This is a genomic window from Sphingomonas sp. IC-11, from assembly GCF_021043365.1.
GTDB lineage: Bacteria > Pseudomonadota > Alphaproteobacteria > Sphingomonadales > Sphingomonadaceae > Sphingomonas.
On the sequence record NZ_JAJNDU010000003.1, the window covers coordinates 1 to 24,138 of the forward strand.

General features: G+C 66.5%; 21 protein-coding genes. 8 read left to right on the forward strand and 13 right to left on the reverse strand.

The genetic code is table 11. The annotated features are described in order from the left end of the window. From LQ954_RS10705 to LQ954_RS10730, 6 genes are all read right to left on the reverse strand, one after another. A partial coding sequence (locus tag LQ954_RS10705; protein ID WP_231023042.1) for a translation initiation factor IF-2 associated domain-containing protein occupies window positions 1–654 on the reverse strand: 654 nt, incomplete at its 3' end. Next, complete coding sequence (locus LQ954_RS10710; protein ID WP_231023043.1) at window positions 651–1,412, reverse strand: DUF448 domain-containing protein; 762 nt, start codon at window positions 1,410–1,412, stop codon at window positions 651–653. The genes LQ954_RS10705 and LQ954_RS10710, both read right to left, overlap by 4 nt. 356 nt (window positions 1,413–1,768) lie before the next feature. Next, on the reverse strand, window positions 1,769–2,008 hold the full coding sequence (locus tag LQ954_RS10715; RefSeq protein WP_227772956.1) for a tautomerase family protein: 240 nt from the start codon (window positions 2,006–2,008) through the stop codon (window positions 1,769–1,771). Next, a complete protein-coding gene (nusA, locus tag LQ954_RS10720) occupies window positions 2,008–3,624 on the reverse strand; it encodes a transcription termination factor NusA (protein ID WP_227772955.1) in 1,617 nt (538 codons plus the stop codon). Before nusA ends, LQ954_RS10715 begins: the two co-directional genes overlap by 1 nt. Continuing rightward, complete coding sequence (rimP, locus tag LQ954_RS10725; RefSeq protein ID WP_231023046.1) at window positions 3,624–4,175, reverse strand: ribosome maturation protein RimP; 552 nt, start codon at window positions 4,173–4,175, stop codon at window positions 3,624–3,626. The genes nusA and rimP overlap by 1 nt, the downstream gene beginning before the upstream one ends. 146 nt (window positions 4,176–4,321) lie before the next feature. Then, on the reverse strand, window positions 4,322–4,807 hold the full coding sequence (locus LQ954_RS10730; protein ID WP_330999975.1) for an AAC(3)-I family aminoglycoside N-acetyltransferase: 486 nt from the start codon (window positions 4,805–4,807) through the stop codon (window positions 4,322–4,324). 99 nt (window positions 4,808–4,906) lie between these two features. Here LQ954_RS10730 and LQ954_RS10735 point away from each other — a divergent pair, with 99 nt between their 5' ends. Continuing rightward, window positions 4,907–5,050: a lmo0937 family membrane protein gene (locus tag LQ954_RS10735; protein ID WP_227772953.1), complete on the forward strand. Its 144-nt coding sequence runs from the start codon at window positions 4,907–4,909 to the stop codon at window positions 5,048–5,050. Between the two features lie 118 nt (window positions 5,051–5,168). Here the strand turns inward: LQ954_RS10735 and LQ954_RS10740 are convergent, their stop codons facing one another. The 4 genes from LQ954_RS10740 to LQ954_RS10755 all read right to left on the reverse strand — a co-directional run bounded on the left by LQ954_RS10740 (window position 5,169) and on the right by LQ954_RS10755 (window position 9,402). After that, on the reverse strand, window positions 5,169–5,567 hold the full coding sequence (locus tag LQ954_RS10740) for a polyketide cyclase (protein ID WP_231023048.1): 399 nt from the start codon (window positions 5,565–5,567) through the stop codon (window positions 5,169–5,171). Window positions 5,568–5,572: 5 nt separating this feature from the next. After that, window positions 5,573–6,883, reverse strand: coding sequence for a dihydrolipoamide acetyltransferase family protein (locus LQ954_RS10745; protein ID WP_231023050.1), 1,311 nt, complete (start codon window positions 6,881–6,883; stop codon window positions 5,573–5,575). 7 nt (window positions 6,884–6,890) lie between these two features. Then, entirely contained in the window at window positions 6,891–7,895 is a 1,005-nt protein-coding gene (locus LQ954_RS10750; RefSeq protein ID WP_231023388.1) for an alpha-ketoacid dehydrogenase subunit beta, read from the reverse strand. A gap of 220 nt (window positions 7,896–8,115) precedes the next feature. Continuing rightward, window positions 8,116–9,402: a 3-methyl-2-oxobutanoate dehydrogenase (2-methylpropanoyl-transferring) subunit alpha gene (locus tag LQ954_RS10755; RefSeq protein WP_231023052.1), complete on the reverse strand. Its 1,287-nt coding sequence runs from the start codon at window positions 9,400–9,402 to the stop codon at window positions 8,116–8,118. Between the two features lie 342 nt (window positions 9,403–9,744). On the opposite strand from LQ954_RS10755, the gene LQ954_RS10760 reads away from it, so the two are divergent. From LQ954_RS10760 to LQ954_RS16270, 5 genes are all read left to right on the forward strand, one after another. Continuing rightward, window positions 9,745–10,500, forward strand: a complete 756-nt coding sequence (locus LQ954_RS10760) for an ImuA family protein (RefSeq protein WP_227772949.1) — start codon at window positions 9,745–9,747, stop codon at window positions 10,498–10,500. Continuing rightward, the gene (locus LQ954_RS10765) at window positions 10,409–12,613 is read left to right on the forward strand and encodes a DNA polymerase Y family protein (RefSeq protein ID WP_231023054.1); all 2,205 of its coding nucleotides are present in this window, start codon (window positions 10,409–10,411) and stop codon (window positions 12,611–12,613) included. Before LQ954_RS10760 ends, LQ954_RS10765 begins: the two co-directional genes overlap by 92 nt. A 15-nt stretch (window positions 12,614–12,628) precedes the next feature. Further along, window positions 12,629–15,913 (forward strand): error-prone DNA polymerase, encoded by a 3,285-nt coding sequence (locus LQ954_RS10770; RefSeq protein WP_231023056.1) that lies wholly within the window; start codon window positions 12,629–12,631, stop codon window positions 15,911–15,913. Window positions 15,914–15,984: 71 nt separating this feature from the next. Then, window positions 15,985–17,295 (forward strand): cytochrome P450, encoded by a 1,311-nt coding sequence (locus LQ954_RS10775; RefSeq protein ID WP_231023057.1) that lies wholly within the window; start codon window positions 15,985–15,987, stop codon window positions 17,293–17,295. Beyond that, a complete protein-coding gene (locus tag LQ954_RS16270) occupies window positions 17,292–18,161 on the forward strand; it encodes a PaaI family thioesterase (protein ID WP_231023059.1) in 870 nt (289 codons plus the stop codon). The genes LQ954_RS10775 and LQ954_RS16270 overlap by 4 nt, the downstream gene beginning before the upstream one ends. A gap of 49 nt (window positions 18,162–18,210) precedes the next feature. Here the strand turns inward: LQ954_RS16270 and LQ954_RS10785 are convergent, their stop codons facing one another. After that, window positions 18,211–19,212, reverse strand: coding sequence for a fumarylacetoacetate hydrolase family protein (locus LQ954_RS10785; RefSeq protein ID WP_231023061.1), 1,002 nt, complete (start codon window positions 19,210–19,212; stop codon window positions 18,211–18,213). A 151-nt stretch (window positions 19,213–19,363) separates the two neighbouring features. Here LQ954_RS10785 and LQ954_RS10790 point away from each other — a divergent pair, with 151 nt between their 5' ends. Next, window positions 19,364–20,518, forward strand: coding sequence for an acyl-CoA dehydrogenase family protein (locus LQ954_RS10790; RefSeq protein WP_227772943.1), 1,155 nt, complete (start codon window positions 19,364–19,366; stop codon window positions 20,516–20,518). Between the two features lie 127 nt (window positions 20,519–20,645). Here the strand turns inward: LQ954_RS10790 and LQ954_RS10795 are convergent, their stop codons facing one another. Both LQ954_RS10795 and LQ954_RS10800 read right to left on the reverse strand, forming a co-directional pair. Further along, window positions 20,646–22,187 carry a methyl-accepting chemotaxis protein gene (locus LQ954_RS10795; RefSeq protein ID WP_227772942.1) on the reverse strand — a complete coding sequence of 514 codons (1,542 nt, stop codon included), beginning with the start codon at window positions 22,185–22,187 and terminating at the stop codon, window positions 20,646–20,648. Next, a complete protein-coding gene (locus tag LQ954_RS10800; protein ID WP_231023063.1) occupies window positions 22,184–22,483 on the reverse strand; it encodes a hypothetical protein in 300 nt (99 codons plus the stop codon). Before LQ954_RS10800 ends, LQ954_RS10795 begins: the two co-directional genes overlap by 4 nt. A gap of 261 nt (window positions 22,484–22,744) precedes the next feature. On the opposite strand from LQ954_RS10800, the gene LQ954_RS10805 reads away from it, so the two are divergent. Continuing rightward, window positions 22,745–24,124, forward strand: a complete 1,380-nt coding sequence (locus LQ954_RS10805; RefSeq protein WP_231023064.1) for a DEAD/DEAH box helicase — start codon at window positions 22,745–22,747, stop codon at window positions 24,122–24,124. Window positions 24,125–24,138: the final 14 nt, after the last annotated feature.

Here is a 24,138-nt window from a genome sequence, read left to right on the forward strand (position 1 = left end):
CGGCGTCGGCGCAGCCGGAGCCTGCGCCGCGGGCGCTGCAGGCGCCTCAGGCTCAGGCGCCGGGGCAGGCGCCGGCGTCGACACCACCGGACGGAACATGATCGGGGCACCGGTCGGCACCGTCAGCGGCGGTGCCGCCGGCGCGGCCTCGGCGACCGGCGCTTCCGCTGCCGGCTCAGCAACCGGCTCAGGCGCAGGAGCGGGCTTCGGCGCGGCCGCCTCGGCAGCTGCTGCCGCGGCGCGTTCTTCTGCGCGACGCTTCTCGTCCTCGGCGGCGCGGGCGCGCTCCGCCTCTTCGCGACGGCGCAGTTCCTCCAGCGCCTGCATGCGCTGCTCCTCCGCCTCACGGGCGAGTCGGGCCACGCGCTCCTGCGGCGTCTCGTTGGACGGGGCGCGCGAGGGCGGCGCCGGCGGCGCCGCCTCGCGCTGCACCGGGGCCGCAGGCGCGGGCGCCTCCGCCGGGGTCGGCGCAGCGGTCGGCTCGGGCGCTTCACCCGGCTTGCGGAACGTGCGCGCCTTCTTGGTTTCCACGATCACCGTATTGGAGCGGCCGTGGCTGAAGCTCTGCTTCACCTTGCCGGTCTCGACCGTGCGCCGAACACCCAATGGTGCGCGCATGCCAAGTTTCGGCTTATCGTTATCGGTCTCGCTCACTCAAAATCCTCGTGTGTCGTCACGGCCGGTTCGTGCCCGGAAAGATCGGGCGCCGATGCGCCTTGCGCGGCCGTTGCGCAAGGTGCGGCAATCAGGTCGTCCATCAAAGCATCGCCTTGATGGGCTCCTTCAGGGTCGGGGCCGATAAAGCGCCGCCAGCGATCGAGCGCTTCGCCCAACCTGCCGGCCGCCATGCGGTCGGTGACGCCGATATGTACCACGTTTTCGCGGCCCAGCGCCATCGACAATATGGGGCGTGGGATCGGCAGAACCAAGCCCCCCAAATCACTCCCTTCGCGGTCCGATCCGACGCGCCACGCCTGGGCCAGCTTGCGCCGACCGTCCTCGGCGGCATCTGCCGCATGGTAGAGCGCGTGGAGACGGCCGGAGCGCGCCGCTTCCTCGATCCGGTCCGAACCGGTCAGCACGGTGCCGGCGCGGGCCTCCAGCCCAAGCCGGTCGAGCGCATTGCGTTCGAGTGCCGAGGCAATCAGCGCGGGCAGATCGTCGGGAACGGTGAACTCCCCCGTTTTGAACGCACGCGCCAAGGCGCCGCGCAGCTTGCCTTTCGCCTGCGCCTTGGCAAGCTCGGCCGCACCGACGCCGATCCACGCGCCGCGTCCGGGCGCCTTCGCCCGCACGTCGGGCAGCACTCGACCGTCGAGCGCCAGCACCAGACGGATCAAGCCATCGCGTGGCGCCTCCTCGCGGGAAAGGATGCAAGTGCGCGTGGGATCAGCCACAAACACCTCCGTCATGCCGGACTTGTCCCGGTGTCCAGTTCCCCGCAGTCCTCACGATATGAAGGAGCGGCAATCGTGCGCCGACATCCTGGCGCGCGATCGCTGCGGCACGCTGTCCATTGGCGTGACGTCCAATCTGATTGGGCGCTTGATCCAGCATCGCGACGACACCTGTGCCGGCTTCACCAGCCGTCCGGATACTTACCGGCTGCCGAATGTGGGGATGCGTGGATGCCGGCACAGGGTCGGTATTTTGGCAGCAAGACACCGCTGCGCCCGACACACGGCCACCGCGACGACGCACGCGCGCCCCGCCGCGAGCCGCCCCGCCCGGCGAGCAAACCCCAAGCTGTCGAAGCGACGCTAGCCGATCATTGCGAGGAACCCGCATGCGCGTCTCCCTCGCTAGGCAGCACCTTCGGCGCATCGCGATCTGCGATCAACACACCGCCGGCGCCATAATTGTCGAGGGAGACCTCTTCGATCACGACCTGCACCGCGGCCGGGGACTTGCCCAGCCGCGTGACCAGCGAGGACGTGACGTCAGCCACGATCCCCGCCTTCTGCTCCTTGGAAGCGGAGCCCGCGATCCTGATCGAAACGAACGGCATCAGGCCTGTGCGTCCTCCGCGGTCTGCTCAGCCTCGCCGCCTTCTTCATCGGCGAACCAGTGGGCACGGGCGGCCATGATGATCTCGTTACCCTGCTCCTCGGTCAGGCCATATTCGCCCAGCACGCCGCCCTTGTGCTCCGGCCGGCGCGGCGCGTCCTCGTTGCGGCGACGCGGCTCGGCGCGCTTCTTCTCGATCAGTTCGTCGGTCGCGAGATCGGCAACATCGTCCAGCGTCTTGATGCCAGCCTTGCCCAGCGTGACCAGCATCGCCTCGGTCAGGTGCGGCAGCTCGGCCAGCGCGTCCTCGACCCCCAGCGAACGGCGCTCGTCGCGGTTCGCCTGCTCGCGGCGATCGATCGCCTCGGCCGCACGGCTCTGCAGCTCCTGGGCCAGCTCGTCGTCGAAGCCTTCGATCGCTGCCAGCTCGTCCAGCTCGACATAGGCGACTTCTTCCAGCTCGGTGAAGCCTTCGGCCACCAGCAGCTGTGCCAGCGTCTCGTCCACGTCCAGCTCGTTCTGGAACATCTCGGACCGCTGCACGAACTCCTGCTGGCGCTTCTCGCTCGAGTCGGTCTCGGTCATGATGTCGATCGCCTTCGCCGTCAGCTGCGACGCAAGGCGGACATTCTGGCCACGACGGCCGATGGCGAGGCTCAGCTGATCGTCCGGAACGACCACTTCGATGCGATCCTCTTCCTCGTCAATCAGCACGCGGCTGACGTTCGCCGGCTGCAGGGCGTTGACGACAAAGGTTGCCGTGTCTGGCGACCAGGGGATGATGTCGATCTTCTCGCCCTGCATTTCCTGCACGACGGCCTGGACGCGGCTGCCCTTCATGCCGACGCAGGCGCCGACCGGGTCAATCGAGGAATCATGGCTGATGACGCCGATCTTCGCACGGCTGCCCGGGTCGCGGGCGGCAGCCTTGATCTCGATGATGCCGTCGTAGATCTCCGGCACTTCCTGCGCGAACAGCTTCTTCATGAAGTCGGGATGTGCGCGGCTCAGGAAGATCTGCGGCCCGCGGTTCTCGCGCACCACCTTCAGGATCAGCGAGCGGATGCGGTCGTTCACGCGCACCACTTCGCGCGGGATCTGCTGGTCGCGGCGGATCACGCCCTCGGCACGGCCCAGGTCGACGACGATGTGGCCGAACTCGACGCGCTTCACGACGCCGGTGATGATCTCGCCGGCGCGGTCCTTGAATTCCTCATACTGGCGCTCGCGCTCGGCATCGCGGACCTTCTGGAAGATGGTCTGCTTGGCGGCCTGCGCCTGGATGCGGCCGAATTCGATCGGGGGCAGCGGATCGACCAGGAAGTCGCCGACGGTGGCACCCTTCTGCAGCTTCTGCGCGCCGTTGACGTCGACCTGCTTGTAGATGTCGTCGACCTGCTCGACCACCTCGACGACGCGCCACAGGCGAAGGTCACCGTTGTTGGGGTCCAGCTTCGCGCGGATGTCCATTTCCTGGCCGTAGCGGGTACGCGCCGCACGCTGGATCGCATCCTCCATCGCCTCGATGACGATCGCCTTGTCGATCATCTTCTCGCTGGCGACGCTGTTGGCGATCGCGATCAGTTCCGCACGGTTCGCGGTGACGCCGGTAGCCATTACTCGGTTTCCTCTGCTTCGATTTCTTCTTCTTCCGCGCCCTCTTGCGAGAGCGGGACGGTTGCAGCGATCAATTTGTCCGTCAGCACCAGCTTCGCATCGACGATCCGACCGAAGGGAACATGAGCGACGGTACCGGTGCGGTTGCGGATGGCGATCTCCTCGCCCTCAACCGCGACGATCTCGCCACGAAACTGCTTCTGCCCATCGAGCGGCGCGTCCAGCGTCAGCTTCGCCTCATGTCCGGCCCAGTCGGTGTAATCCGACAGGCGGGTCAGCGGCCGATCGATACCGGGGCTCGACACTTCCAGCCGATAGGCGCCCTCAATCGGGTCGCGCCCTTCCGCTTCCAGCGCGTCGAGCACGTCGGAAATACGGCGCGACAGATCGGCGCAATCGTCGATCGTCAGCTGCCGCGTATCGGGCCGCTCCGCCATCACCTGCAGCGTGCGGTCGTCTCCCTTGCCGAACAGCGCGACACGCACGAGGTCGAATCCGAGCGCCTTGGCCTCGGTCTCGATCATCTGGGTCAGCGCGGTAATATCCGCCATCGGGGCTCCATATACACACAGGTTTTTGCCGCCGCGGAGCCCTGCCCCGCGACCCCTTGCATCTGGCGATGTAAGAGAAAGCACAATCGATATAGAACGAGACGGCGGCCGGAGCAATCCCTTAGCACGCCACTAGGCAAGGATACTCATTCCGCGCTGGAGCCTGCCGCCCGCTCGCCCCGCGAATCCTGCACCGCGATATCGAAATGCATCACGTCCTCGCGCGTGCCCAATTTGGTATAAAGCGCAACCGCTGGGTCGTCGCCGTAATCGGCCTGGACGAACATCACATGCGCGCCGGCCTCCCGCACCATCGGAGAAAGCGCATGGATCAGCGCCGTCGCCACGCCCGTTCGTCGGTGCGACTCAGCAACAGCGAGATCATAGATGTACGCCTCGGCCCGCGCCTGCTCGAGCTTGTCGAGCAGATACGCAACCAGCCCGCCGATCACCGTCCCGTCCTGTTCGGCCACCAGCACGAAGACGTGCGGCTTGGCGAGCTGGACGGCGAGATAGGCGCTGTCCGGCGGTGCATCGACATAGTCGGCGGCACCGTCAAAGGCTGCATGAAACAGCGCGTTCAGCCGCCGCATCGCGCCGGCATCTGCTGGCCCTAGCCGTCGCACGATCACCTGTTTGCCGGAATGTTGCAAAATGTTGCTGCCGCTCGGAACGGGAGAGCGAGCGTTATCGTTCAATTCGGAGATAAAGAGAAGGAAAAGGAAAAGGCCATGTTGTGGACGATCGCGATCATCCTGGTGATCCTGTGGCTGCTCGGGTTCAGCCTCAACATCGCTGGCGGCCTGATCCACATCCTGCTGGTCGTCGCGCTGATCGTCGGCCTGGTACAGCTCTTCAGCGGCCGCCGCGTATAGTCACCACCGGGAGGCCTCTGCGCCTCCCGCCATCCCCGCCCGTCGCCGGGACTCAGCAGGCGGCCAGGACCCGCCATGATCGCGCGCTGACCCGGCGTATCGCCGCAATCCCGGGACCTCAGCCGCGCTCGGCCAGCACCTTCAGCGTCGCCAGGTCCTTGCGGATCCAGCGGCGGTCGCGCGCGAACGTTTCGTCATCCATGCCCGGCTGGCGAAACAGCGTCAGCTGAACCTCCGCGCCCTCGCGATTGGCGATCACGCGCAGCGGCACCTCGACCGGCGTACCACTGTCGGGGATCACGCGATGATCCATCACGCCATAGTCATTGTGCGGGGTGAAGAAGACGCGGATGCCACCGTCCGCGCCCTCACCCACCCACGAATCGCCATCCTCGCGCAACGCGAACTCGCTGAGTCCTGAGGCCCAGCGCGCGAACGCCTCCGGGCGCCAGAACGCCTCATAGACCTCGCGCCACGACCGCGCGATCGTCACCGACAGGACAATGGCGGGAAGCATCGTCCTCAGTCCGCGAACAGCAGCACGGGCGTCTCGAGCAGCTTCTTCACCGCCTGAACGTAGCTTGCCGCATCCCACCCATCAACGACGCGATGGTCGCAGCTGATCGACAGGTTCATCAGCTTTGCCCGCACGATGTCGTCGCCGCGGAACACCGGCCGCTCGACGATCTTGTTCGGCCCGATGATCGCGACCTCCGGCCGGTTGATCACCGGCGTCGTCGCGATTCCGCCCAGCGGGCCGAGCGAGGTGACGGTGATCGTGCCGCCGCCCAGCTCCTCGGGCTTCAGCTTCTGCGTGCGCGCCGCTTCGGCCAGGCGCCCGATCTCGCTGGCGAGCTGCCAAACATTCTTGTCCTGCGCGTCGCGGATCACCGGCACGGTCAGGCCAGCATCGGTCTGCGCCGCCATGCCCATGTGCACCCGGCCCGACCGCGTCACCACGCCCGCCTCGTCGTCATAGCGCGCGTTGAGCATCGGGAAGTCGGGCAGCGTGCGGCAGATCGCGACAATCAGGAACGGCAGCATGGTCAGCTTCGGCCGCCCACCACGATTGTCGTTCAGGTCGGCACGCATGTCTTCCAGCGCGGTCACGTCGATCTCGTCGACATAGGTGAAATGCGGGATGTGGCGCTTCGACGCGGCCATGTTCTCGGCGATGCGGCGACGCATCCCGATCACCTTCACCTGCTCGTCTTCTCGCGCGCGGCTGGCGTGCGGCGCGTGATAGCCCTGCCCACCCGCGTAGCGCAGATACGCATCGAGATCGGCGTGGCGGATGCGATCGCCCTCCGACACCTTCACCTGGGAAAGGTCGACCCCCAAATCCTTCGCTCGCGCACGCACCGTCGGCGAGGCAAGAACAGGAGCCGTAGAGGAGGCGGCAGGAGCCACATCGGCAACCGGCGCAACAGCAGCCGGCGCAGGGGGCGCAGGGGCGGGCGCGGCCGGGGCCGGCTCGACGACCTCTTCGACGCCGGGGTTCTCGGCCTCGAACGCCTCGACCTCGTCGGCGCCGCCCAGCTTCTCCTCGACGTCCGCCGCGGCCTGGCCCTCCGGCTCCACCGCGCCATCGGCATCGGTCTCGATCACCACCAGCATCGCGCCGATCGCGATCTGGTCGCCAACCTCGCCCGCCAGTTCGACCACGGTGCCCGACACCGGCGATTCCATCTCGACCGTCGCCTTGTCGGTCATCATGTCGGCGATATTCTGGTCTTCCTCGACGCGGTCACCGACCGCGACATGCCAGCCGACGATCTCCGCCTCGGCAATGCCTTCGCCGATGTCCGGCAGCTTGAAGGTAAAACGCGCCATGTGCCGATCAGTCCTTCAGAATCTTCTTGAGGGCCATGCCGATGCGCACGGGGCCCGGGAAATATGCCCATTCCAGGCTGTGGGGATACGGCGTGTCGAAACCCGTCACGCGCTCCACCGGCGCCTCGAGATGGTAGAAACAGCGCTCCTGCACCAGGGCGGAAAGCTCGGCGCCGAACCCGCCGGTGCGCGTCGCCTCGTGCACGATCAGGCAGCGCCCAGTCTTCTTCACGCTCTCCTCGATCGTCTCGATGTCGAGTGGCACCAGGCTGCGCAGGTCGATGATCTCGGCGTCGATGCCGGTATCCTCCACCACCTGCGCACAGACATGCACCATCGTGCCATAGGCAAGCATCGTCACCGCCTCGCCCTTGCGGACGACTGCGGCCTTGCCGATCGGGATCTTGTAATAGCCGCTCGGCACGTCGCCGCCCGGGTGCTTGGACCAGTTCGCCGCCGGCCGATCCCAATGGCCGTTGAACGGGCCGTTGTAGATGCGCTTGGGTTCGAAGAAGATCACCGGATCATTGTCCTCGATCGCGGAGATCAGCAGGCCCTTGGCATCGTAGGGTGTCGACGGAATCACCGTCTTCAGGCCCGATACGTGGGTGAAGATGCCTTCCGGGCTCTGCGAGTGCGTCTGCCCGCCGAAGATGCCGCCGCCGAAGGGCGATCGCACCGTGATCGGCGCGGTGAATTCCCCGCCCGAACGATAACGCAGCCGCGCCGCCTCGCTCACCAGCTGGTCGAGCGCGGGATAGATGTAATCGGCGAACTGGATCTCGGGCACGGGCCGCAGGCCATAGGCGCCCATGCCGATCGCGACGCCGATGATGCCGATTTCGGTGATCGGCGTGTCGAACACGCGGGTCTTGCCGTATTTCGCCTGCAAGCCCGCGGTGGCGCGGAACACGCCGCCGAAATAGCCGACATCCTCGCCCATCACGACGACGCCCGGATCGCGCGCCATCATCACGTCCATGGCGGAATTGATCGCCTGGATCATGTTCATGCGCTGGGTGGCGTCGGTGGTGGTTTCCGCCTCGCCCGGCATCACCGCTGCATCGTCTGTTACGGTCACGTCGCTCACCAAACCCACTCCGTCATCCCCGCGCAGGCGGGGATCCATAAACGCAAGGCATCGAAGGAGCCGCACGGCCAGCGGCTATGGATTCCCGCCTGCGCGGGAATGACGATGCTGACAAAACCGCTTTGGCTCCGATCCACACGCATCACTTCTTGCGCGCCCATGGCCGCCCGCTTTCCTCTTCCTCGGCGATCATCTGCGCCTGCTGTTCGCGCAAATGCCACGGCATCTCCTCGAACACGCCGTCGAACAGCGTGTCGAGCGGCTGGTGCAGGCCGTGGCCCAGGATGCCGTTCTTCTCGGCTTCCTTCTGCGCGGCCTTCACCTCGTCGGCGACCTCCTTGTCCATCGCGGCGTGGCGTTCCTCGTCCCATTCGCCGATGGCGATCAGGTGATCCTTCAGCCGCCGGATCGGGTCGCCCAGCGGCCATGCGGTCGGCTCGCCCGCGCTGCGATATTGCGAGGGATCGTCGGAGGTCGAATGGCCTTCCGCGCGATAGGTGAAATGCTCAATCAGCGTCGGGCCCTGGTTGGTCCGCGCACGCTCCGCCGCCCATTGCGTGGCGGCATAGACGGCCAGCGCGTCATTGCCGTCGACGCGCAAGCCCGCGATGCCATAGCCAACCGCGCGCGCCGCGAACGTCGTCGCCTCCGCGCCCGCAAAGCCGGAAAAGCTCGAGATCGCCCACTGGTTGTTGACGACGTTGAAGATCACCGGCGCGCGATAGACGGTGGCAAAGGTCAGCGCGGAGTGGAAGTCGCCCTCCGCGGTCGATCCCTCGCCGCACCAGGTGGCGGCAATGCGCGTGTCGCCCTTCGATGCGGACGCCATCGCCCAGCCTACCGCCTGCGGATATTGCGTCGTCAGATTGCCCGAGATCGAGAAGAAGCTGAAGCGCTTCTCCGAATACATGATCGGCAGCTGCTTGCCCTGCAGCTTGTCGCCGGTGTTCGAATAGATCTGGTTCATCATGTCGACCAGCGGGCAGCCGCGCGCGATCAGCAGGCCCTGCTGGCGATACGACGGGAAGCACATGTCGTCGGCGTCCAGCGCATAGGCCTGCGGCACTGCCACCGCCTCCTCGCCCAGCGACTTCATGTAGAAGCTCGTCTTGCCCTGGCGCTGCGCGCGGAACATGCGTTCGTCGAACGCGCGCACCGTCGCCATGTGGCGCAGCATGCGCCGTAGCGTGTCGGGTGACAGCTTGGGGTCCCATGGGCCGACGGCCTGGTTGTTCTCGTCCAGCACCCGCACCATCGTGTAGACGAGGTCGGTGAAGGCGCGCGGGTCCTCGGCCGTATCGGGTCGGCGCACGGATCCTGCCGCGGGAACATCGACGTCCGCGAAATCCACCGTGTCGCCTGGTCGGAACTTGGGCTCGGGCACATGCAGCGCGAGCGGGGGCAAATTGCTGCGGGCGGCGTCCGCCATGATCTCTCCGGTGTCAAACGCGTGGGGCAAAACGCACGAACGCGTTGCTGGGGCCTTGTTATAAAATTTCAACAGATCGGGAAAGAGGTCGTTTCAGCTGCAACGATTTGGGCGCGCGTTCCACCAGGGCCGACGCAGTGGAACCGTGAAGATACAGACACTTGCTAGATAAGGGCGTGCTTCTGCATAAACCCGCGCCAGGCAGAGGGCGATCATTCCTGCCGCCCGGCGGGGTCTGTTAACGAAGCATCACAGCCGCTGAACGCGGCAAGTACGATGAACGATTGACTCTCTCGAGCGTTGGAACAAAATAGGAACATTCGTAGCAAGTGAGTCGAAAACGTGTCGTCCCCTGCCGTCATTGCCGAGCTGCGCGAGACGCTTCGGGCCATCGAGGGCGATGGATACCGGAGACGCGAAACACTGCCGTTCGGCATCGCGTCAATCGATTCGCGACTGGCCGATGGCGGGCTGCGACTCGACGCGTTGCATGAAGTCGCCGCCGGCACTGCCAACCTGGGCGACGATGCCGCCGCCACCTTGTTCATGGCCGGGATCGCCGCGCGCGCCTGGGGGCCGATCCTGTGGGTGGTGCGCCGACGCGACCTGTTCGCCCCCGGCCTTTACCAGGCCGGCCTCTCCCCCGAACGCGTCCTTTATGCCGAGGCGCGCGACGATGCCGAATTGCTCGCGCTGATGGAGGAAGGGCTGCGCCACCGCGGCCTTGGCGCAGTGATCGGCGAGGTGAAGCGTGCCGCCATGCCCGCCACCCGCCGGCTGCAACTCGCGGCGGAGGGGGGCCGCACGATCGCTCTCCTCCTGCGCCGTCATCCGCGCGAGGATGCCGATCCGCTGGCCCCGCCCTCCGCCGCGCTCACCCGCTGGCGGATCGCTTCCGCTCCCTCCGTTCCTCTGCGCTGCGGCAGCATGGGCCGCCCGCGCTGGGCCGTCTCGCTGGTGCGGCAACGCGGCGGCGAACCTTTCGACACTTTGCTGGAGGCCTGCGATGACACGGGTCGTCTCGCTCTACCTGCCGCACTGGGCGATCGATCGCGTGCGTCGGGCCGAGCGTCGCCGCGCACCAACGCCGCGGCCTGAACCGGGCACTACGCTCGATCTCGCGCCGCTCACGGCGGCGGTGGCCGAGGAACAGGTGCTGCAATGCGACGCGCCGAAGAACACCGGCTGGCGCCCCGGCGCCCGCTGGGCGCGCAGCGATGCGGCTGCCCCGGCCGAAAAGCCCTGGTCGCAATCGACGCGCGCCGATGTCGCGCGCCAGGTGGAAGCCATGCCCGCCCACCAGCGTCCGCCGATGCGCGAAATGGGCCGCCGCAGCGAGGCCGCCGATCATCCCTTCCGCGCCATGCCGCCCGACGAAGGCGCGCGTCCCGTCCCGACGACGCTACCCGTGCGTCCCGATCCCGAGGACGTGCCCAACACCCGCTGGCGCGGCTTCGACGGCCTCGATCCCAACGCCGACGATCGCGCCGCCGCCGCGCTCGCGCGGTGGAACGCCATGCCCAGCGTCCGTTATCCCGGCGAAGGGCCCCACCCCGACAAATACGCCCGCTGCGGCTCCAACGACGCCGGCGCGCGCGTTTCCGGCGTCGCGCCCTTTTTCGATACCGGCCGAACCCTCGCCAACACCGTCGCCCGCGCCAGCAATCTCCAACATGCCCCGCGCCAACCCCACACGCGCAATGTTCGAGAAGTTTGCGCCCCCCTCATCACCGTGCACAAGATCGGCAGCCGCATCGAAATCGCCGCCGCCTCGCCCGAAGCCCGCGCGCTCGGCCTCACGCCCGGCATGGCGCTGACCCAGGCACGCGCCGCCGTGCCCGACATCGACGTGCGCGACGCCGATGCCGCCGGCGATCTCGCCGATCTGCAGCGCCTCGCCACCGCGCTCGCCAGCCGCTGGTGCCCGGTGGTCGCACTATCCGGCACCGACGGCCTGTTCCTGGAGATCAGCGGCACCGCCCACCTCCACGGCGGCGAGGAAGCCATGGCCCGCCGCCTGCTGCGCCTGCTCGCCCGGCTCGGCATCACCGCGCAGCTGGCGATCGCCGACACCGCCGGCGCTGCCTGGGCCTTTGCGCGCCAGGCCGCGCCCGCCGCGATCATCCCGCCCGGCGCGCACGTCGCCGCGCTCGAGCCGCTGCCGGTCACCGCGCTGCGCCTGGAGGATAGCGCCCGCGAGCTGCTCGCCCGGCTCGGCGTCGACACGATTGGCGAGCTCATGGCGATGCCCCGCGCGCCGCTGGTCCGCCGCTTCGGCAAGGCAATCGCGCAGCGGCTCGACCAGGCGACCGGCGCCCTGCCCGAGCCGCTCGATCCGATCATCCCGGTGCAGCCGATCGCCGTCACCCGCCGCTTCGCCGAACCGATCGCCACCGCCGATGCGATCGGCCATTGGCTCGCCGGCCTCGTCGATGATCTGGCAGGCGCATTGGCCAAGGCCGGCGTCGGCGCCCGCGCGCTCGCCTTCGTCGCCACGCGTGTCGATTCGACCGATCAGGTGATCCGCATCGGCCTTGCCCGGGCCAGCCGCGAACCCTCGCACCTGCTGCGCCTCATCGTCCGCCGCATCGAGGAGATCGACGTCGGCTACGGCCTCGACGCGCTGACGCTTCACCTCGTTCGCGCCGATCCGCTCGGCCCCGAGACGCTGGGCGCGGCGCTCGCAGAGCAGCAGGCGCCCGATCTTGCTCCTCTGGTCGACACGCTTGCCAACCGCATCGGCCCTTCGCGGCTGTGGCGGCATCAACCGATCGAAAGCGACGTGCCCGAACGCTCCGTCGCCCCGCTGCCACCACTCGATCCTCCCACCACCGCTGCCACCCGCCTGAAGCGCGACGATGTGCGCCAGCTCGATGGCCGCACGCCCGATCATGCCTGGCACCCGCGCTGGCCGCGCCCCGCCCGGCTGCTGCGCCGTCCCGAGCCGATCGATCACGTCATTGCCGAAATGCCCGATCATGCGCCTCGCCGCTTCACCTGGCGCGGCCGTCCGCACCGCATCACCCATTCCGACGGGCCCGAACGGATCACCGGCGAATGGTGGCGCCGCGCGGGCGAGCGGGCCGGGGTGCGCGATTATTTCCGCGTCGAGGACGATCAGGGCCACCGTTTCTGGCTGTTCCGCCGCGGCGATGGCGTCCGCGCGGAAACCGGCGATCTCAGCTGGTACATCCATGGCACCTTTGCGTGATCCGCATGGTGCCGCATGACGTACAGCGAGCTTCAGGTCACCACGCACTTCTCGTTCCTGCGCGGCGCGTCCTCCTGTGAGGAACTGTTCGCCACCGCCGCGCTGATGGGGATGCCGGCGCTCGGCATCACCGATCGCAACTCGGTCGCCGGCGTGGTCCGCGCGCTCTACGCCACCGAACAGGTGCGCAAGGATCAGGGGCTGGAGATCCGCTCCATCCCCGGCTGCCGGCTCGATCTTGTCACCGGCGAATCCCTGCTCGTCTGGCCGGAGGACCGCGCCGCCTGGAGCCGGCTCACCCGCCTGCTCACGCTCGGCAAGTCCCGCGCGGACGCACAACGCGGCGAAAAGGGCCACTGCTTCCTCCATTGGGAGGATGTCGCCGCTTACGCCGACGGCCTCGTCGCCGCGCTGGTGCCGGGCCGCAGCGGCGCAGCGCCCGATGCGCTCGCCGCCACAGCCGACATCTTCGGCAAGCGCGGCCACATCTGCCTCACCCCCTGGCGCCGCCCTGGGGAGCGGCGGCGCTTCGCCGAAACGGCCTCCGCCGCCACCGCGTACGGCCTGGCGCCGCTCGCCACCGGGGACGTGCTCTATCACGAGCCCGATCGTCGGATGCTGCAGGACGTCATCACCGCAATCCGCGAAAAATGCACGATCGACGAACTGGGCTTTCGCCGCGAGCGCCACGCCGATCGCCATCTCCAGCCTCCGGAGGAAATGGCGCGCCGCTTCGCCGCTTACCCCCAGGCGCTCGCCGCGGTCGAGGCGATCGTCGAACGCTGCACCTTCTCGCTGCGCGACCTCGACTATCAATATCCCGACGAGATCATCATGTCCGGCCGCACCGCGCAGGAGGCACTGGAACGCCTGTCGCGCAACGCGCTCGCCGACCGCTTCGATGGCCAACCGCCGGAGCCCTATACCAGGCAGCTCGAGCACGAACTCTCGCTCGTCGCGAAGATGGGCTACGCGCCCTATTTCCTTACCGTAAACTCGATCGTGAGCTACGCCCGCTCGATCGAGATCCTGTGCCAGGGCCGCGGCTCGGCGGCCAATTCGGTCATCTGCTTCGTGCTCGGCATCACCTCGATCGATCCGATTAAGCACCAACTCCTCTTCGAGCGCTTCGTCTCGGAGGAGCGCCGCGAGCCGCCCGACATCGACATCGATTTCGAGCATGAGCGGCGTGAGGAAGTGATCCAGTGGATCTACGAAACCTACGGCCGTGACCATGCCGCGCTGACCGCCGTGGTCAGCCGCTTCCGCACCCGCGGCGCGATCCGCGAAGTCGGCAAGGTACTCGGCCTGCCCGAGGACATGACCTCAGCGCTCGCTGGCCAGGTATGGGGCTGGTCGAACGAAGGCGTGCCCGACAGCCACGTACAGGCGCTCAATCTCGACGCCGGCGAACCGCGCCTCGCGCTCGCGCTGCAACTTGCCAAGGAGCTGATCGGCACGCCGCGCCATTTGTCACAGCACCCCGGCGGCTTCGTCCTGACGCGCGATCCGCTGCACGATCTCGTACCGATCGAGCCCGCCGCGATGGTCGATCGCCACGTCATCGAATGGGAAAAGGAGGATATCGAGCATCTCGGCTTCATGAAGGTCGATATCCTTGGCCTCGGCATGCTCGGCTGTATGCGCCGCGCCTTCGACCTGCTCGGTCAGCACAAGGGCATCGCCATGACGATGGCGAGCGACCCGTTGCAGGATGATGACCCTGCGACGTTCAGGATGATCCAGCAGGCCGATACGCTGGGCGTATTCCAGATCGAGAGCCGTGCGCAGATGAGCATGCTGCCGCGCATGAAGCCGACCAATTTCTACGATATCGCCATCCAGGTCGCGATCGTCCGCCCGGGCCCGATTCAGGGCGACATGGTGCACCCCTATCTGAAGCGCCGCGCCTTACCCCCCGCGGAGCAGGCGAAAATCGATTATCCCAGTCCCAAGCTGAAGGACGTGCTGCAAAAGACGCTGGGCGTGCCGCTGTTCCAGGAACAGGCGATGCAGGTGGCGATCCTCGGCGCTGGCTTCACCCCGGGCGAGGCCGATCAACTGCGCCGCGCCATGGCGACGTTCAAGATGACCGGCGGCGTCGGCATTTTCCGCGAGAAGCTGATCGCCGGCATGCGCGCCAACGGCATCGCACTCGATTTCGCCGAGCGGTTGGTCAAGCAGATCGAGGGGTTCGGAAGCTACGGCTTCCCCGAAAGCCACGCGGCCAGCTTTGCCAAGATCGCCTATGCCTCGTCTTGGATGAAATGCCATCACCCCGACGTGTTCTGCGCGGCATTGCTCAACGCCCAGCCGATGGGCTTCTACGCCCCGGCGCAGATCGTGCGCGATGCCCGTGCGCATGGCGTCGAAATCCGGCCGGTATGCATCAAGACCAGCGATTGGGACACGACGCTGCTGGAGGATCGCCGGGCGCAAAAGCCGCTTCGCCTCGGCCTGCGCATCGTCCACGGCCTTTCCGCCGCCGATGCGGGGAAGATCATCACCGCCCGCGCCGACCGTCCCTTCACCTCGGTCGAGGACGTATGGCGCCGCTCCGGCGTGCCGCTCGCCGCACTGGAAAAGCTCGCCAAGGCTGATGCCTTTGCCGGCATGGGGCTCGGTCGGCGCCAGGCGCTATGGGCGATCCGTGGCCTTGGGGACACGCCGCTGCCCTTGCTGGCGGCGATCGAGACGAAGGAGGATCCGGTGCACCTGCGCGCGCTCACCGCGGGCCGGGAGGTGGTGGAGGATTATCGCGCCACCCAACTGACGCTGCGCCAGCACCCCCTCACCTTCCTGCGCGATCGCTTGGCTGAGCGCCGCTGCGTCCGGTGCGAGGATCTGAAGACCATCAAGGAAGGCACGCTGGTCGATGTCGCCGGCATCATTCTCGTCCGCCAGCGGCCGGGCAGCGCCAAGGGCGTCTTGTTCATCACCATCGAGGACGAAACGGGCGTCGCGAACGGCATATTGTGGCCCGACCGGTTCGAGGCGCAGCGCCGCACCGTGATGTCCTCCGCCATGGTCAGCATCCGCGGTCGCGTGCAGAAGGAAGGGATCGTGATCCACGTCGTCGCCGATCTGATCACCGATCTCACCTGGATGCTGCGCGAGGTAGGAGAGATCGACCTGCCCCACCTGAAACTGCCGAGCCTCGTTGCCCGCGGCGACGGTGCGACCCACCCCGGCGCCCCCGACCGCGGCGACGCGGGGTGGAAGCCGCGCAACCGCACGGATTATCATTATCGCGACCGGCCGGAGGACGTGATTCCAATCCGCAGCCATGACTTCCATTGATCTTGCTGAAACACTCGGCTTAGATTTGGCCCGAGCCGGCACGCGACCGGCAGATGGATAGGAGAGACCGCATGGCCACCGCCGCCCTCAGCCGCGAGCCCCAGATCGGCGTGACCCCACACGTCCCGCTGCCCACCGACAAGGCCGCGTTCGACGCCGCGATCGTTGATCCCGACAGCTACGCGCATGAGGAACGCTACCACGCGATCTTCAAATATCTGCGCGAGGAAGCGCCCGTCTATTGGTGCGAGCCGGAGGGTTATCGCCCGTTCTGGACGGTCTCGCGTCACGCCGACATCCGCCGCGTCGAACTCGATAATGAAACCTTCCTCAACGATCCGCGCCTGACGCTCGCCACTATCGCCGATGAGGAGCGCATCATGGCGCTGACCGGCGGCAACAAACTGACGCGCAACCTCGTCAGCATGGACAATCCCGACCACAAGCATTTCCGCGCCATGACGCAGGGCTATTTCTCGCCCAAGCATATGAAGCAGCTGGAAGAGGACATCCGCGCGCTCGCCCGCGAAAGCGTGGAGCATATGGCCGCGCTCGGCACCCAATGCGATTTCGCCAGCGAGGTCGCGATCTGGTTCCCGCTGCGCGTCATCATGCTGACGCTCGGCGTGCCGCGGGAGGATGAGCAATTCCTGATGAAGATCACGCAGGAAGTGTTCGGCGCGCAGGATTTCGATCACATGCGGCCAGAGGAAATGGGCGGTCTGTTCGCCACCATCGCCGAATTCAACGCCTGGTGCGATCGCATCACTGCCGATCGCAAGGCCAATCCGCGCGAGGACGTCTCCACCATCATCGCCAATGCGACTCTCACTGATGGCTCGCCGATGGGGAACATGGAGGCGATGAGCTATTACCTCATCATCGCTGCCGCGGGGCACGACACGACCAGCTCGTCATCATCGGCCGGCCTCCTGGAACTGATCCGTAACCCGGCCGAAATGCAGAAGCTGCGCGACGATCCCTCGCTGCTGCCCAATGCGGTGGAGGAGATGATCCGCTGGGCCAGCCCGGTGAAGCATTTCTTCCGTACCGCGGCCAAGGATGCGGAGGTTGGCGGCATGCCGATCAAGGCCGGCGACGGCCTCGTCATGGCCTATCCGTCGGCCAACCGCGACACCGCCGTCTTCGACGAGCCGTTCGCCTTCCGGGTTGACCGCGCGAACGTACGGCAGCACCTCGCGTTCGGCTATGGCCCGCACCTGTGCCTGGGCCAGCACCTCGCCAAGCTGGAGATGCGTATCCTGTTTGAAGAACTCCTCGCCCGCTTCGACGACTTTGAGCTTGCCGGCGACCCCTCCTGGACCCGCGCCAGCTTCGTCAGCGGCATGAAACACCTTCCCATACGGTATCGCGCCAAGTGAGCCGACACGACCCCGAGAAACTCTACCCCGGCTTTCCGGGCAGCGAACCGAACCAGCATCTGCGCACCATTCCGGCCTGCGCGGCACTCGGAATGTGGCAGCGCGCCACTATTGGTGAGCCGGTATCGACATCGCTCGATGCTGCGTTGCCGGCCACCTGTGATGCCGAAGGGCGGGTCTCGCGAGGCGCCGCACTGGTGCTGGCCGACCAGGCGACCGCCGGCGGTGTGTTCACCACGCTGTCACGCCCCACCCCGATGATGACGCTGGACCTTCGCGTCGACTGGTTTGGCCCGCTCCCCGCCGCTCCCATCAGCTGCATCATCGACGAGGTTACACGCGAGGGCGATCTCGCCTTGTCGCGGGGCCGATTGGTCGCCGAAGGCCAGCCGGTCGGCGCCGCCGTCGCGCGCTATCTGATCGGCTCGATGCCGGGCGGCGTGCCGGGCCGGATGGATGAACGGCACGACGTGCTGCCGCCATCGCCCGCGGCCTCTTTCGCTGACTATCTCGCTGCTGAAGCCACGCCGGAGGGGCTGGTCATGCAGCCGCGGGTCGAACATGTCGGCGCCCCGCTGCCGGCCTATCATGGCGGCGTCATCGCCGGCCTGCTCGAACATGCCGGCGTGTCCTCGATCGACGCGGCGTTCCGCCCGCTCGATATCGAGATCCGCTTCCTCGCGCCCGCGCTCGCCACGCTGCCGCTAGTCGCGCGCGTCGTGCCCCGCCGCATCGGCCGCCGTGCGGTCACGCTCGACCTAGAGGCGCATCAGGGCGATCCCAACCGCCCCGTCGCGATCGCCCGGATGCTGGCGATCACCGATCCGGCCGGCGATCCCGTCCGGCACGATCTGCCGCGCGGCTGACGCAACGCGAACTGCATGGGAGGGGTATACCCGCCCCATACCTGTTACGTCAGCCGACCGTCTGTTCGATCACGCCGAAGATCGGATGATGCCGGTCATCCTCCGCCCAGATGCGGACGGTGTCGCCCTTCTTCAGGAACGGCGTCATCGGCTTGCCACCCGCGATTGTCTCGATCGTGCGCACCTCGGCGATGCAGGAATAGCCTACGCCGCCCTGCGCAATCGGCTTGCCCGGCCCGCCATCGGCATCGCGGTTCGATACGGTGCCTGACCCGACGATCGTCCCCGCGCCAAGCGCGCGAGTCTTCGCCGCATGCGCGATCAGCGTGCCGAAATCGAATGTCATGTCCTCGCCCGCCTCGGCACGGCCGAACGGCTGGCCATTCAGGTCGACCATCAGCTTGCGGTGCAGCTTGCCATCCTGCCACCAGTCACCCAGCGCGTCCGGCGTCACGAACACCGGCGAGAAGGCGGACGCCGGCTTGGACTGGAAGAAGCCAAAGCCCTTGGCCAGCTCACCCGGAATGAGGTTGCGCAACGACACGTCGTTGGTCAGGCCGACCAGCCGGACCGCCGCCAGCGCTTCCTCGCGGCTGGCCCCCATCGGCACGTCGCCCGTCACCACCACGACCTCAGCTTCCAGATCGCAGCCCCAGCTTTCGTCGCCCAGCGGGATCGCTTCGCGTGGGCCCAGGAAGCCATCGGAGCCGCCCTGGTACATCAGCGGATCGTGCCAGAAGGTCTCAGGCATTTCCGCCCCCCGCGCCTGCCGGACCAGCGCGACATGATTCACATAGGCTGAGCCATCTGCCCATTGATAGGCACGCGGCAAGGGTGACGCTGCATCGCGCTCATGAAAACGCTCCCGCGGGATCACCTCATGATCGAGATCGGTGGAAAGATTCTGAAGGTCCGGCAGCAGCCGATCCCAATCGTCAAGCGCCGCTTGCAGGGTGGGCGCGATATGCGTCGCATCGGCACACCACGCGAGATCGGTCGATACCACGACGAGCTTGCCGTCACGACCATGTTTCAGGCTCGCAAGTTTCATCCGTTACCTCTCTTTCGCTACTGGCATAGGCCTGCGCCGCAGCGGAAGTCGAGGCCCGCACCGCATCCGCACTCCACCATAACAAAAGTTACTTGACCCTCTGCGGCCGCGTCGCGAGAAGAAGCAATCAGTTTTCGGAGGGGTTTCTTCAATGTCGCTCGACCAGATCGCGGGCCGGTTCGCTTACAACGAGGATCACGAGGCGTTCCGCCAGACCGTGCGCAGCTTCCTGGCCAAGGAAGGCGTTCCGAACGCGGACCAGTGGGAAAAGGATCGCCTTGTTCCCAAGGCTTTCTGGCAGAAGGCCGGCGAGGTCGGGATGCTTTGCCCAACCGTGCCGGAGGCATATGGCGGCCTCGGCCTCGACTTCGGCTATAACGCGATCGTCGACGAGGAAATGGCCTATTCGGGCGTCCCCGCCGGCTTCTCGCTCCAGTCGGACATCGTCGCTGGTTACATGGAGACCTACGGGTCGGAAGAGCAGAAGAAGGAATGGCTGCCCAAGATGGTATCGGGCGACGTGATCACCGCGATCGCGATGACCGAACCTGGCACCGGCAGCGATCTTCAGTCGATCCGCACCACTGCGCGCAAGGACGGCAATCACTACGTCATCAACGGCTCGAAGACGTACATCACCAACGGCCAGAACACCGATCTGACGCTCGTGGTGGCAAAGACTGATCCCGATGCCCAGCCCGCCTATAAGGGTATGTCGATCATCCTGGTCGAGAGCGACCGTGAAGGCTTCAGCAAGGGCCGCAAGCTCGACAAGATCGGTCAGGACGCCGCCGACACCTCGGAGCTGTTCTTCGAGGACGTGCGCGTGCCGATCACCAACTGCCTGGGCGAGGAGGGCATGGGCTTCATCTACCTGATGAGCCAGCTACCCCAGGAGCGCCTGTCGATCGCGGTGAGCACCATGGCCTCGTCGCAGAAGGCGTTCGACGACACGGTTGCTTTCGTGAAAGAGCGCAAGGCGTTCAAGGGCACCGTGTTCGACTTCCAGAACACCAAGTTCGTCCTCGCTGACCTCAAGGCGAAGCTACAGGTCGGCTGGGCACACCTCGACTGGGCGATCGCGCGTCATCTCAAGGGTGAACTGACCAACGAGGAAGGCGCCGCGGCCAAGCTGTGGCACACCGACCTCCAGTGGGAAGTCATGGACAAGTGCCTCCAGCTGCACGGTGGCGCCGGCTACATGAACGAATATCCGATCGCCCGCATGTGGCGTGGCGCGCGGGTCAGCCGGATCTACGGCGGCACGAACGAGATCATGAAGGAAGTGATCGGTCGCAAGCTCTGAACGGCGACGGGGCTTACGCCGTTTCAACAAAACTAAGGGGCGGATGGCATCCCATCCGTCCCTTTTCTTTGCTCCCCGATGGTGATCGCCGCTGCCCCAGAAATCGGCCGCGCCGGAGTCTACGCGATCACGCCGCCGCGCGGCTCCCGCCGCGGAGGTGGTCGACAAAACCGTCGGTGCTGCGCCGGAGACAACGGGCGTGATCAGACAAGGCGCCCGCTGCCTCTCGCACCTGGCACGCCAAGGTGTTGGTCTCATTCGCCACAGTCGCGACGCGAGCGATTCGCTGTTCGATCATGTCCACGCCGCGCGCTGCCTCATGCGCGGTCCGCTCGATGTCTGACGCGACCTCGCGCTGGTCCGCTACAGCGCCTTTGATATCGCCTGCGGTGGTGGCGACCCGCGATACGGCATCAGCCGCACCGACAATGTTCGCCTCTGTCGCACGTACACCGTCCCGAACGCCTTCGATCAGGGCAACAATCTTGCCACTCGCCCGCGCAGTGCCGCCGGCGAGCTGTTTTACTTCCCCGGCAACCACCGCAAACCCGCGCCCTGCTTCCCCGGCACGAGCCGCCTCAATGGTGGCGTTCAGGGCGAGCAGGTTGGTACGAGTCGCAATCTCGTGAATTTCGTTGACGAGCCCACCGATATCGCCGGCACGTTCCGCAAGGTCGAGAACGGCTCCCTTGCCGGCATCCGCGTTGCTGCGCACCGCGCTAGTGAGTTCCGCCTGAGCGTTAGCGCTTTCCGCAATGTCGCCGATTGAGTCGGTCAGCCGGCGAACGGCGGTTGCCACATCCTGGGTCGCGCCGGCAGCTTGGGCAGCACCAGCCGCCACCTCGCTGGCCTGCCGCCCCGTGTCAGCGGCAATCCGCGTCAGGGTCGCCGCGGAGCCCTCCAGCGCCGCCGCGGCACCTTCGATGGCGATGGCGACACTGGAAACGGACTGCTCGAAATCGTCCGCCAGCGCCATCAGCGCGCTGCGGCGCTCGTCAGCAAGTCGCGCTTCTGCCCACATGCGCCGCTCACGCTCCAATGCGGACTGCTCCTCCGCCAGCTTCATGGCCGCAAGGGAGTCGACGGCCTTTTCCCGCTCGACCTCCGCGATATGCGCGAGTTGCTCGCTTTCGACCCGTGCTGCGTCCTGAGCCAGGATCATCGCCTGCAGCCGGCGTACAAGGTAGATCAGCGCCGCGCATTGTGCCGCAACGGCAAGTCCGTGAATCAGGATTCGCGATATCGCGCCGCCATCCTGGAACACCCACAATGGCATCGCATAGGATAGCAGCAGATGGTGCAGGATGATCAGCACCGACGCTAGAGCGAGCGGCCGCCAGTCACACATCAGCGCCAGCGCAGAAAGCGCGACAAAGAAGTACATGTGCGCGTCCATCTGCCAGGGGTTGCCCGTCAGAAGAAAGACGTAGACCGCCGGCAGCAGCGCCGCGAGCACTGCAAAGCTCAACCGGGTGGCCAGAGCATGCGGCGCGCGCACCGTGAGGATTAGCGGTGTCACATTGACGAGGACTGCAGCAGCAACCGCGAACCCGGTGTTGGGCAGATCCAGCGCCTGCCCCCAGGCGAACAGGGCCGGCACGCAGAGCCAGCTGACTACTGCCAGGAGACGAACCGCGCGGATCCGCAGCGAATCAAGCGACGACATCATCGATCGCCTCCGCATCCGCCGGCGGGTGCTGCCATCGTCAGTACGCCGGCTCGCAGCAATGGCCAGAACAGGGCCTCGCGATCACCCCGGACGATGAGCCCTGCGCCCGGTCCCCGATCCACCAACGCCGCATCTGCGTTGCGGGCGAGCCGCGCGACGGGAAGGTCATCCGTCATCGGCACCAACAACATTTCGCCACGCGCCGGGGGCGCAAAGGCGAGCAGCGCAAGGCTGGCCATACCCGCGCCGATCTGAACGACGATCAGCAGGGTAGCAAGAACGGTATTGCGGGGCATCATCGGCCAAATGCAGCAGAACTGTTGAAGCCTGGTAAAGGTGTATCTGGCCGGTTCCCTAGTCTTGTCGGCGCGGCAAATCTTGACTTGCGCCCTGATCGATCGCAAATAATGCTGCATCGAGACGTCGGCAGCGTGATCGGGCCCCTGGCCCCGGCTCCGTCTCGGTCGATTGAACCGGCTTCCCAGATCACGCGGGGTGTCAATTTCCCCGCTTCTCGTGCGCCGGTTCGGCGCACGAGCCGCTACCATAGGTATATAATGTCGTTTTCAGATCTTGGTCTCGCCGAGCCGCTCGTCCGTGCGCTCGAAACGAAGGGCTATGAGACCCCTACTCCGATTCAACGGGATGCAATCCCCATCGTGCTCACTGGCCGCGACCTGCTCGGGATTGCGCAAACCGGCACTGGCAAGACTGCGGCCTTTGTTCTTCCGTCCATCCAACGGCTCCTGAGCAGCGAAAAGCGCGTCCTTCCCACGCACGTGCGGATGCTTGTGCTGGCGCCTACGCGGGAACTGGCGAGCCAGATTGCTGACAACGCGAAGCTATACGCACGGAATTCGCGGCTGACGGTCGCCACCGTTTTCGGCGGCACCAGCATCAACAAGAACCGGCAGGATTTGTCGCGCGGCGTCGACATCCTTGTCGCCACGCCGGGCCGCTTGCTCGATCTGGTGGAACAGGGCTTCTGCAATCTCACGATGCTGGAGATCCTGGTTCTCGACGAGGCAGACCAGATGCTCGATCTGGGCTTCATCCACGCGCTTAAGAAGATCGTGAAGATGGTCCCCCGCCGCCGTCAGACGCTGTTCTTCTCGGCCACCATGCCCACTTCCATTCGGGAGCTTGCCGACAAGTTCCTGCACGACCCTCAGACCGTGTCTGTCGTGCCCGCCTCCACGACGGCGGAACGGGTTGAACAGCAGGTCGTGCTCGTCAACCAGGCAGAGAAGCAGGCACTGCTGACCATCCTGATCCAGGAAGAAGGCATCGATCGTGCCCTGGTATTTACGCGCACCAAGCACGGCGCCGATCGTGTCGTGAAGCTGCTCGCGGGCAACGGCATTGCTGCCAATGCGATCCATGGCAACAAGAGCCAGCCGCAGCGGGAGCGCGCACTCGCGGCGTTCAAGAGCGGCGAGGTGCCGATCCTGGTCGCAACCGACATCGCCGCGCGCGGGATCGACATTTCTGGCGTGAGCCACGTCTTTAACTTCGAGCTGCCGAACGTGCCTGAGCAGTACGTCCACCGCATCGGCCGCACAGCGCGTGCTGGCGCGAGCGGCATTGCCATCTCCTTCTGCGCCGATGACGAGCGGCCGTACTTGAAGGACATCGAGAAGCTGACGCGTCAAAAGGTGCCGCAGCGGGCACTGCCCGCGGACTTCCTGAAGCGCGCCGATGCGCTGAAGGCGGCTCGCGTGAAATCCATCGGCGCAGATCCGGCACCGCGGGAAGATCGTCCGCGCGGTCCCCGCCCCCCGGCACGGCCGAAGGCCACCCATGCCCCGACCGCGACGCGCGATTATGCGAACGCCAGCCGGCGCGGCGGTCGTCCCGGTGCCGGCGGGAGTGGCGGCGGCGGTCGCGGTCGTGGTGGTCGTGGGCGCGGCGGACCGCGCGCGACCGCACAGGTCTGAGGCACAATCCACGC